The organism is uncultured Aquimarina sp. (assembly GCF_947500065.1).
Taxonomy (GTDB): domain Bacteria; phylum Bacteroidota; class Bacteroidia; order Flavobacteriales; family Flavobacteriaceae; genus Aquimarina.
On sequence record NZ_CANMQT010000011.1, the window covers coordinates 45,607 to 57,670 of the forward strand.

Annotated in this window: 6 protein-coding genes; 5 read left to right on the plus strand and 1 reads right to left on the minus strand. The window is 34.0% G+C overall.

Going from position 1 to position 12,064, the window contains the following annotated elements; translation table 11 throughout:
- Positions 1–124 precede the first annotated feature (124 nt).
- The 5 genes from Q0975_RS23310 to Q0975_RS23330 are packed head-to-tail and all read left to right on the plus strand — an operon-like array spanning position 125 to position 8,493.
- Positions 125–3,199 (plus strand): TonB-dependent receptor, encoded by a 3,075-nt coding sequence (locus Q0975_RS23310; protein WP_299441479.1) that lies wholly within the window; start codon positions 125–127, stop codon positions 3,197–3,199.
- A gap of 10 nt (positions 3,200–3,209) precedes the next feature.
- The gene (locus tag Q0975_RS23315; protein ID WP_299441482.1) at positions 3,210–4,730 is read left to right on the plus strand and encodes a RagB/SusD family nutrient uptake outer membrane protein; all 1,521 of its coding nucleotides are present in this window, start codon (positions 3,210–3,212) and stop codon (positions 4,728–4,730) included.
- A gap of 25 nt (positions 4,731–4,755) precedes the next feature.
- Positions 4,756–6,348, plus strand: coding sequence for a hypothetical protein (locus tag Q0975_RS23320; protein ID WP_299441485.1), 1,593 nt, complete (start codon positions 4,756–4,758; stop codon positions 6,346–6,348).
- 19 nt (positions 6,349–6,367) lie between these two features.
- Positions 6,368–7,366 carry a hypothetical protein gene (locus tag Q0975_RS23325; RefSeq protein WP_299441488.1) on the plus strand — a complete coding sequence of 333 codons (999 nt, stop codon included), beginning with the start codon at positions 6,368–6,370 and terminating at the stop codon, positions 7,364–7,366.
- A 29-nt stretch (positions 7,367–7,395) separates the two neighbouring features.
- The gene (locus tag Q0975_RS23330) at positions 7,396–8,493 is read left to right on the plus strand and encodes a glycoside hydrolase family 16 protein (protein ID WP_299441491.1); all 1,098 of its coding nucleotides are present in this window, start codon (positions 7,396–7,398) and stop codon (positions 8,491–8,493) included.
- Between the two features lie 188 nt (positions 8,494–8,681).
- On the opposite strand, the gene Q0975_RS23335 is transcribed toward Q0975_RS23330, so the two are convergent.
- Positions 8,682–12,011: a VCBS repeat-containing protein gene (locus Q0975_RS23335; protein ID WP_299441494.1), complete on the minus strand. Its 3,330-nt coding sequence runs from the start codon at positions 12,009–12,011 to the stop codon at positions 8,682–8,684.
- Positions 12,012–12,064: the final 53 nt, after the last annotated feature.

Sequence of the window (12,064 nt, forward strand, 5' to 3'; positions counted from 1 at the left end):
TGTATATGTAATGTTAAGATTGCTGTATTGCTAATATTAGGTTGGTTTTATTGTAGTTTTGGTAAAATAAATGTGAAAAAACAGTTAAATATTCATTTGTTTTTCAGCTAATATTTTACACCTAATGAGGAATATATTATTATATCTATTTATTATCACAACACAGTTATGTGTTGCTCAAGAAAACACAGTAACGGGGAAAACTGTTAATTCGAATTCTGGTGAACCATTACCTTTTGTTAATATAATTAATAAAAGTAACAATTCGGGAGCTACTTCTGATTTTGATGGGCTTTTCTCATTAATAGCAGAGAAAGGGGAGACATTGGAGTTTAGTTCAGTAGGATTCAAAACTATTATTATTGTAGTGGGAGATACTACGGTTTTGGATATCCAATTAGAAGAAGATGTTGCAGAATTAGAGTCCGTAGTTGTAATTGGTTATGGTACACAACGAAAAAAAGAAGTTACAGGAGCTGTAGCTACTGTAAAAGCAGAAGTTCTTGATCAATTGCAACCTCAAAAAGCTATTGAGGGTTTAAGAGGGACAACAGCTGGTGTACAAGTTACCCAACAAGGAGGTAATCCTGGAGCGGCTTTTAATATAGCTATTAGAGGGGTTTCTTCTAATGTGAATAATGAACCACAAGTTTTTATTGATGGAGGATTGTCAGATTTTGATAATATTAATCCAGACGATATAGAAACTTTTACAGTTCTTAAGGATGCGCAAGCAGCTATATATGGAGTTTCTGCAGGTAATGGAGTTATATTGATTACTACTAAATCAGGAAAGAAAAACAAAAAAGCTAGCTTTTCTTACAGCACATATACGGGCTTCCAAAATGTATCTAAAAAGATAAATGTATTAAATGCCACGGAGTATGGATTGATACAGAATGAAAAATTTATTAATGGAGGAGGTGCTATTCGATTTGCGAATATAGCTTCATTAGGAAGAGGTACTGATTGGCAAGAAGAAATATTTACCGAAGCTCCAATTACTAACCATTCACTTCAGGTTACCGGTGGAGGAGATAAATACTCTTATTTATTAAGTGGAGCTCATCTAGATCAAGAAGGTGCTATAGGCGGAAAGAAAGCCAAATACATAAGAGATAATGTGAGGTTAAAACTTAATGTTGATTTATCTCCAGCATTAAAATTGTCCACGGATGTAAATTACTTACATACTAATAACAAAGGTGTATTTGCAAATGGTTTAGGATCGGTAACTTTTAATGCTCTAAATAATGAACCTTATTTAGCAGTTAGAGATGAAAATGGTGTGCTTACTCTTGGTTCTTCTGATAGTTCTAATGAGGTTTATAATCCAGTAACTCAGCTTCAAAATTCATACAATGATTTTGATCAATCCAGAGTTTCGGGTAACATCGCTTTAGATTATAAAATTTTTCCAAATTTAAGATTAAAACCACGTTTTAATATAACCAATCAAAGTGATAAGGCTAGACAGTTTACACCTTCGTTTTTTTATGGGCCTTCTAAAAGTGCCAATGTTGCAGACGAAGAAAATACAGTCTCAGAGCAATTTCGGGTAAATAATAATTACGTATTTGATTTTGTGGCAACCTACAATAAAACTTTTGTAGAAAATCATCAAGTAACATTGACCTTAGGAACAACAGCACAAAGGTTTTGGGGATATGGAATTTCGGCTTCAGCATTTGATGTGCCATTTAACTCTTGGGAATTTGCAACCGTAGCTAATGGAACACCTTTTTCACCATCCTTGGATCCTGACGAGAGACCTAATCCTAATAACTTTAATGGTAAGTATGAATATGAAAACACAAAATCTGCTTTCTTTGGAAGACTGCAATATGACTTTAAGGGAAAATATTTATTATCAGCTCTATATAGAATTGATAAATCTTCATCGTTCGGGCCAGAATTTAATACAGGTTTCTTCCCTTCTTTTACCGCAGGATGGATAGTTTCCGAGGAAGAGTTTTTGAACGATAGTAATACAGTAAACTTTTTGAAATTAAGAGGTAGTTATGGTATTGTAGGAAATGATGCTGCTTTAAGTCAAATTTCAGGAGCTTTCAGGTCTAATATAAATGCTACTTCGGATTACGCTATTGGAGGTGGAAATCAAGTGATTTTTGGAGTGGCACCAGGACGTTTGCCTAATCCAAACCTTAAATGGGAAGAAGCAAAACTATTTGATGTAGGTGTTGATTTGGAATTGTTTGACAATAAGGTAAGTATCGTAGCAGATTATTTTGACAAAACTACAGAAGATCTGCTAGTAGATGGATTAGATGATACAGGACTATCCGGAGGTTCAGCTCCAGGTTCTTCGTTCCCTGTTCAAAATGCAGGAACAGTAGTTAATAAGGGATTCGAATTTTCTATTAATTATAATAAGCAGATTAGTAAAAATTTAGAGCTTACGATAGGAGGTAATTTTACTACTATTGATAATGAGGTTACTAAAGTAAATCAAGGAGGTTTTATAGAAAGAAGAGGTTTTAGATTAGATCAGGCTTCTACGAGATTCCAAGAAGGTCTGCCAATTGGATCTTTTTATGGATATCAAACAGATGGTATTTTTCAGACACAAGCAGAAATTGATAATCATGCATTATATAATCTTGGAGCCCCAGTTGCTCCTGGAGATCTGAAATTTGTAGATATTAATAATGATGGAGAAATTACTGAGGATGATAGAACCTATATCGGAGATCCGCTTCCTGATTTTACACTTGGTATAAATTTAACATTGGAATATAAAGGGTTTGACCTTGGTGTTTATACCTATGCTTCCGTTGGTAATGAGTTGTTACGATCTTATGAGCGAGATAATCCAGCAGTAAATCAATTGGATTATGTACTTGGTAGATGGACTGGACCTGGTTCTAGTAATACCATCCCCAGAGTAACTACAGAGGCTAATAATAATGGAGTGTTGTCTAGTTTTTATGTAGAAGATGCTTCTTATTTCAGGATTAATAATGTGCAATTAGGCTATAATTTACCATCCGATGTATTAGATAAACTTAGAATAGAAAAAGTTAGAGTATATGGAACAGTGAATAATGTATACACTTTTACTGAATATAAGGGATATGATCCTGCTGCACTTGGAGGTGATGTTATATCAAGAGGTGTGGATAACGGGTTTTATCCATCTGTTCGAACTATGACATTAGGATTAAACGTAAAATTTTAAAAAAAAAGCTATGATTAAATTTACAGATCACTGGAGAAAATTAAGCGTATGCTTGTCTTTTTTCATGGTATCATTATCCTGTAGTGATGATTTTACCAATATAGAACCAGAGTTTGAAGTAGGGATCGATGAATTCTTTCAGACAGAGCAGGATTATTTTGAAGCATTGATTGGAGCATATGATTTACTACAAGCTACATGGCAGACTCAATTTGTAGGAGAGTTTATGTCTGATAATTCCTTAATAGCTGGAGAAATTGGATGTACCGATCAGCCTCAATATCAAGAGTTAGAACGTTTTAGTCATACACCCTCTAATACATCAATAGGAGATCGATGGGATTCTTTTTTTGCAGGAGTATATAGATGTGATTTCTTTTTGGATAATGCAGACAGAATTGAGTTTGATGGTAAAAGTGGGATGATTGCAGAGGTTGTTTTCCTAAAAGCCTTTTATTATTTTGAATTAGCCAGAAATTTTGGTGGGCTTCCTTTTAAAGATTCTGCCTTTGTGGTAGGAGATGCTGAGAAATTTCCAAGATTACCAGTAGAAGAGACTTATGGTAGAATAGAAGACTGGTTAAAACAAGCCATCCCTAATCTGCCTACGACTCAGGAACAGGCCGGTAGAGCTACCAGAGGAGCTGCTTTAGCATTGTTGGGTAAAGTATATTTATATCAGAATGATTGGGACAATGCAATACGCTATTTAGAGCAGGTAACCTCTCTGGGATATTCTTTAGTTCCAAACTATTCAGATGTATTTCAACCATCAGGAGAAAACGGACCTGAATCAGTTTTTGAAATTCAGTTTTCCAGTGCTAAAGTAGGTAATTGGGGAGATTTTTCTTTCTTGGATGAAGAAGGAAATATAGGAGCCTGGTTTTCTGGTCCTAGATATAGAGATGCTACCTATGCAGGAGGATATAGCTTTAATTTACCACAAGCAGATTTAGTAGATAAATACGAATCCACAGACAGTAGAAAAGCAGCAACAATATTAGATATTTTCGAATTTACTGGTTTTGCAGATGAAGCTGCATTGGAGACTGAGTTTGGTGGAGTGGTAAAAGGATGTAGTACCGATGTAGGGTTTTATTTTGAGAAAATTATTACCAAAACGGTAGATTATGAAAGTGAAAATGAGTTTAGTCGATCTTCTCATAATTATAGATATCTGAGATATGCAGATGTTTTGTTAATGTTGGCAGAAGCTCATAATAAAAAGGGAGAAGATAATATTGCTAGAAGTTATTTAAGACAAGTTGTAGATAGAGCACACGGAACAGGAGTTGTGGATTTATCTGTGTCAGGGCAATCAATGGAAGATAGGATTCAACTAGAACGTAGGTTAGAATTTGCTGGAGAAGGACATAGGTATTATGATCTTTTAAGAACAGGAAAAGCTCAGCAAGTTATTGATGCAATTTATGGTGCAGGGACATTTCAGGCGAAACATATGTTATTTCCTATTCCTCAGGATGAAATAGAATTTGCAAAAGGAAATTGGATACAAAACGAAGGATGGTAATTGATAACTCAAGAAATAATAACTGATGAAAAAAGTAAAAATAGCAGTGATGATAACATTTTTAGTAGTGTTTTTGGGCTGCCAACAAGATGATAGTAGTACTGCATTTATAGGAGATGCTGAAGAGGCTTCTGTTTCTGATGTACTATTTAGTATTTCAGATGACAATTCTGGAGATGTAACCATAAGACCTTTAGGAACGAATGTGTTGTCATTTGAATTGTTTTTTGGAGATGAGAATACAAATTCTGTATTCTTGACAAACGGGGAAAGTGCACAGCATACATACGCAGAAGGAACTTATGAGGTTACAGTTTTAGCATATAATGCTATTGGTCAAATCACCGAGTATAAAGAGAGTATAGATGTATCTTTTAAAGCACCAGAAAATTTAACATTTCAGGTGATTCCTGATCCCAATAATTTCCTAACATATTCGGTTCAGGCTGATGCAGATTTTGCTACGTATATCGAAGTGTATTTTGGAGAGTTTACAGGTGAATTTGTGCAAATTTCTCCTGGAGATATTGTTTCTCATACGTATCAAGCAGAAGGGGAATATCCAATCACTATTATAGCATATAGCGGAGGAGCCGCTGTAACTCAGGATATGGGAACTATTGAGGTGTTAGCTCCTCAAGAATTGGAGATTACTTTTGATGATCCAGATGAGACGTACACGTTTAATACATTCGGAGGGAATCAAACAGTGACTATTGTTGATAATCCAGATGTTTTCGGGAATCTAAGTCCTAAAGCTGTGCAATGGATTGATGGTAGTCCAAGCGAAGTATGGGCAGGTGCAGCTATTAGTTTATCCAATGGTATTAATTTTGGATCAGGTACTACTTTTAGTATGAAAGTATGGTCTCCTAGCGCAGGAACGCCTTTTAAACTTAAGTTTGAGAGTCTTGCAGATCCTAGTTCAGCGGTAGAGGTGGATGTGTTAACTACTACCACAAATGCGTGGGAAGTGTTAACATACGATTTTTCTACAACAGATTATGCAGCACAGTTCGCTAGTAACGCGGCTAATAACATGGTAGTGTTTCCAAATTTTGGTGCTGATGGAGGAGATGTAACATATTACATTGATAATATTATTCAGGGAGAACAAACATTAGATGAGGTGCTGCCTATATTGCCAATAGATTTTGAAAGTAGTGCAGGTACTTTTAATTTGTTTGGATTTGGAGGTACAGCAACAGAAGATGCAGTCGGTCAGGTAATCGATAATCCAGATATATCAGGAATAAATACTTCTACAAGAGTTGCTACATTAAATAAACCGGCAGGCTCCGAAGTTTGGTCTGGAGTGGCTATTCCATTAAGAGAAGGATATTCTATAGATTTCACTTCTTCTACTATGATTAGTGTGGATGTATGGGTGCCGAGAGCTGGAATTCCAATATTATTTAAAGTAGAAAATGGAACCGGTGATGCTGCAGAAATTTCGGTGATGGCGACACAAGCTAATACATGGCATACACTAACCTTTGATCTAAGTAGCGCACCTGGTTTCAATAGTTCAATAGCGTATACACAAGTAGATTTGTTTTTCGATTTTGGAACTGCCGGAATGGGAGAAGTGTTCTATTTCGATAACATTAGACAATAATTTAATGCAACATATGAATATGAAAAGTTTTAAAACGATATACAGGATAAGTGTTCTTTCTTTCCTTATGATATTATGTGGTTGTCAGGAAGAAGAGTTTGAATTTGGTAGTGTAAATGCTCCCACAATTAGCTCTGTAACAGCAAGTGTCCCGAATCAAGGAGATGCGGATTATGGTACTGGAAATGTATTATTTGATCTACAAGGAGAAGATATAATAACTTATATTATATATCCGGGTAATGGAAGTTCTCAATCTTTTAAGTTTGACGGAGATTCAAAAGTAACAATCAACTATGCAGCACCAGGATTTAATACATATAATTATACTATTGTAGCAGTTGGTATAGGTGGTACAACTACGTCAACCTCGGGAGAAGTTACTGTTTTTACAGATCTCGATGAAACTACCAAAACAATTTTTGCATTATTATCAGGAAGCACAACAGTCGATTCTTCTAAAACATGGAAACTTGATGCAGGTGATGAACCCGGTTTTTATGGAGTAGGACCAGGAGGTACAAACCTTCCACAGAACGATGGTGATTTGGTATATTGGTGGGCTCCAACTTCAGCTGATTTTAATGAAGATTGTTTATTTAATGATGAACTGACATTTAGCTTTGATCTTAATAATTTTACATTATCTATGTCTACAGATAATATGGGAGATACTTGGTATCACGATGATTATACACCAGGGATTCCTGGAGGTAGTAATACTGCAGAATGTATTGATGCCGCTCCACCTGCTGTTTCGGTAGCAATTACTAATGCTAATTCAGAACTGTTACCAGAGTTCACTACAGATAAAGCTATAGAACTTGGAGGTGATGGTTTTATGGGGCTTTATATTGGTAATGCAACTCGTAAATATGAGATACTTGCTATCGATTGTAATACAGTTTCATTAAGGATATTTTTCTTTGATGATGAAGAAGCTAGAGATAACTCCTGGTATTTGAGATTCAGAGCTGTAGAGGATGCTACAGATTGTGGGGTCGTATTACCTAATTAATACCAATTGCTAAAAAAAAAGAAATAATTATGAAAAAAATTATAAAATATACACTTGCCTTGATATCATTCTCTTTAATGTCATGTAGTGGAGATAATGAAGTCTTTCAGGCGGATAGACCAAATAGTTTATCTGTTTCTATTGATATAGTGGGGCAGACTGCTGCTATGCCTAATGGTAATGGATCTGGAATGGTTAATATTACAGCAACAGCATCAGGTGCTGTAAAATATGATTTTTATATTAACGACACGAAAAGAGCATCAACATTAGATGGTGCGTATACACATACTTTTGAAGCTATTGGTGTTAATGAAAATGAAATCAGAGTTGAGGCAATCGGTGTGTCAGGAGGAATCTCTAAAAGCACTAAAAGTATTAATATTCTGAAACAAGAAGACACTACGGATGGAGATCTTATAATTTCTGGACCACTTCCTGGTCAATCTTTAGTTTGGTCTGATGAGTTTGACGGAGCAGATTTAAATACCGCTAATTGGGTTTATGAAACTGGTGATCTGGGTGTGAATAATGAATTACAAAACTATACCGATAGAAGTGATAACCTTGTAGTAGAAGATGGGTTGTTAAAAATAACCGCAAAAGCAGAAGATTTTGGTGGTAATGCCTATACCTCTGCAAGAATAAAAACACAAGGTAAGCGTGAGTTTAGGTTTGGAACCATGGAAGCTAGAATCAAATTAGCTTTAGGACAAGGTACTTGGCCTGCATTTTGGATGCTAGGAGCTAATATTGATCAAGTGGGATGGCCTACTTGTGGAGAAATTGACATTATGGAATATGTAGGGCGCAATCCTATTCGTACATATTCTAATGTATTTTTTCCAGGGAACACAGGAGCTGATAATACTACATCAAGATTTTTGGATGTAGAGGGTTTGGATAGTGGTTTCCATATTTTTAGAGCTGAGTGGGATACTGATAAAATAGTATTTAAGATAGATGGTGTAGAGTTTAATACGTTTACTATTACCGACGGATTGCCATTTAGAGATGATTTTTTCTTTATTCTAAATGTAGCAATGGGAGGAGATTTTGGTGGTGCTGTTAGTGCCGATTTTACAGAGGCTACTATGGAAGTAGACTATGTAAGAGTATACCAATAAACAGAAAAGGAGTTTTACTAAATTAAGTTAGTTGTTTTTTTAAATGCTGAAGATGTACATGTCTTCAGCATTTTTATTTATAATAACATTACTTTGATTAAGTTTTGTGTATGCGTATTCCAAGTGAATAGATCTTTCTTTCTAACCTCAATTTTAATGAAATTCGACTACCGTCTTATTCATTGAAACTATTTTTGAGAACCTTTTCTTAGTACGCAAATACTATCATTATTGATACTTACTAAGTAGTGTTGTTGGTTTTTAATACTGATTTTTTCAATATCTCGGGCAGGACCTTGAATTTCAAATAGACTCTCATTGTCTTTTGTGAAGTTTCCTTTTTGGTCATTCAATAACAACATTCCATGAAATGCATCTAATCTAGATAGTTGTGTGTTTAATTCGTAATTATTTCCGGATAAGAGAATGTCGCTATAATTATCATTGTTAAAATCATCTATATACATTGTGTTGACACAGGAGATTTGTGCTTCTTTTGGGAGAAATTTCTTTTCAAAAGTACCATCGCCATTATTTATGAAATAACAACTTTGTAGTTCAGTTACTCTTTTTTTGATAGCAGTATTGATTTTTTGTTGAGGTAGATACTCCGAGAAGCTAGCTTTTGCAAACTTAGCATATGATAAATGTCTTTTATTAATAATAGGCATTTGTTTACTAAGTTCATCTTTATTATTAAATACCGTTTCTGTTCCTTTGTAAAAATGTGTAATTACAGGATCCATTTTTCCATTATCATCAAAATCATTGAGCATAAGAGTTATAGGTTCTTTTTGACTAGCTCTTAGTCTGGTGTTTAATCCCCAGTTTCCGGCAATAATGTCAATATCTCCATCATTATCAATGTCATTAGTTTTTACTGAATTCCAAAAACCAAGTGTATTTTTTAGATTACTTTTTTCATCTAATCTGAAAGTGTTGTTTTGGTTAATGAATATCTGAATAGGCATCCAATATCCAGCTACGATCATATCTGTTTTTCCGTCATTGTTTATATCTGAACAGACTACATCTTGAACCAAACCTATGGATCTGAATTCTGGAGCTATTTTTTGTGTAACATCGGTATAATTTCCTGAGCCATCGTTTTCAAAGAGATAATTCTGAGGATTCATGCCAAAAGCTCCTGGAATACTATTTGAACCAATTAAAATATCCTGGTCACCATCTTTGTCAAAGTCAAATGATTTAACAACAGAGGCATTAAGCGATAGGTTTTTGAAGTTGTAATTGTCTTTAATAAATGATCCGTTTTGGTTCCTGAAGTAATAAACAGAAAGATAATCAGAAGATGTCCCGAGTTCATTTCCTCCATTGACAATAATAAGATCTAGATCATTATCATTATCCGTATCAACAAATATATTATCCGTATTCTCAGATTGCAAGGTTTCGTCTATTTCTGGAATTTCTAATGTTACAAAAGAACCATCATTTTGCTGTGTGAATAATTGAGCTGGTTTTCCTTTGGCAGCACCGATGAAAAAATCTTCTCTACCATCATTATTTATATCACCAACTGTAATTTCGGGTCCTTGGTTTGTATTCATATATGGGATGAGGATTTCTCTATTAAATTCGTTGTAATTATTGTCATTATGACGATAAGAGATTTTTAGAGAAGTATTGGTAAGGAGCGATTTTATTTCATTTCTGTTGGAGGAGTTGTAGAAGTTATTCTTAGAAGATTTTTCATTAACCTTTAGTAATTGGTTTCCCGTAACATTTTTTAATGTTTGAAAAGATCCTCTTGGCCAGATTATGGTTAAAGAATCCAGTTCTTTATCTTTTCCCAGACCTATATGCATATTAGGAGAAACTGCAGAAATATATCCTCTTGACGGATAGTTTTCTTGAGTAATAGTTTGATTTTTCAGGTATGCAATAACTTTGGTTCCTATTCCAAACCGATTATTTTTGTTGCCCTCAAACTGAATAGATAGATAATTATGATCTGGTAATATCACATTACTTTTATTTTCCATAATCATAGCAGGTTCATTCACATTATTGGTGACTAAATCTAAATCTCCATCATTATCTAAATCAGTATATACAGCTCCATTACTAAAAGAACGTTTTTTTTCAAACCAAGTTTCTGTAATATCTTCAAAATCAAATCCATTTTTATTTCGAAATAAATAATTAGGTGTATGCTTTTTAGGAAGTTTATCTACTAATTTCAAATCATTTTCTGACATTTTTGTGCTAATCTGATTAGAGATAATACCATTAGAAATAAAGCTTACAAAATCTTTGTCATTAGTAGCTCCGTAGATTCCATTGGTTATATAAATATCTTTGAAACCATCGTTATCCAAATCCGCAAACAATCCTGCCCAGGACCATTCGGTTCCGGATATTCCGGCTTGATACGAAATGTCACTAAAGTTAAGGTTGCCGGTATTTACTTGTAAAGTGTTTCTGATAAATTGTGGGTGATATCCTTTGCGCAAATATTGATTGAAATTTTGATAATTCATATCACTTTCAGTGGTCTTCAAACTTTGTAAACCATCAGAAAGCATGTCAAGAGAAAGGATATCCATGCGACCATCATTATTAAAATCTGCAATATCATTACCCATAGAGAAATTAGTAGTATGACCTAGTTTTTTGAAGTCTTGAGATAGTATATCTTTAAAAGTTCCATTTTTTTGATTTATATATAGATAATCATTTTCAAAAAAATCATTTCCAACATAAATATCTGGATAACCATCATTGTTAATATCACTTACAGCAACACCAAGGCCATACCCAATAATACTGCTAAAAATATTTGATTGGGCAGTTGCATCTTTATAAACTCCATTGTCATTTATAAAAAATTTATCACCCGCAAGAGAATCTTTAACGAGGCGTTTTTTTGCATCTCCATATGTTCTTTTGGGATATACAGAATAGTGTAAAACATATAGATCGAGATCTCCATCAAGATCATAATCTAAAAAAGCGGCTTGATTAGAAAAGCCAACAATATCTAATCCATATTTTTTAGCTTCTTCTTTAAATGTAGGAATTCCGTTTTTGTTAATTCCTTGATTTACATATAACAAGTTTTTTCCTTTTTTGTTCCTGTGCTTTCCTAACTTAGAAACATAAATATCTAACAACCCATCATTGTTAATATCTACATTAGTTACTCCAGAAGACCATCCATCGTTATTATTTATTCCGGATGATTCGGTTATATCATCAAACTCCAGATTCCCTTTGTTTAGATATAATTTATCACTTTCCATATTGGCAACAAAATATAGATCTGCTAAACCATCATTATTGAAATCTGCACTAGTTACTCCAGCTCCAATATAGAAGTAGAGATAATTCAATGCATTCCACTCTGATGTATTTGTTAAAGTATTAGAGAAGTTTATAGATGTTTCGTTCGCATTTTTTAGAACAAACAACTTTGCTTTTTCTGACTTATTGCAGCTTGAAAAAAGTAAAGTGAAAAAAGCACAAAATAAGACTGTAGTATATGATATTTTCATTTGTTTTTGACAACTAATAATTGTAGTTATAAAAATAGGTTTTTATGAGACGA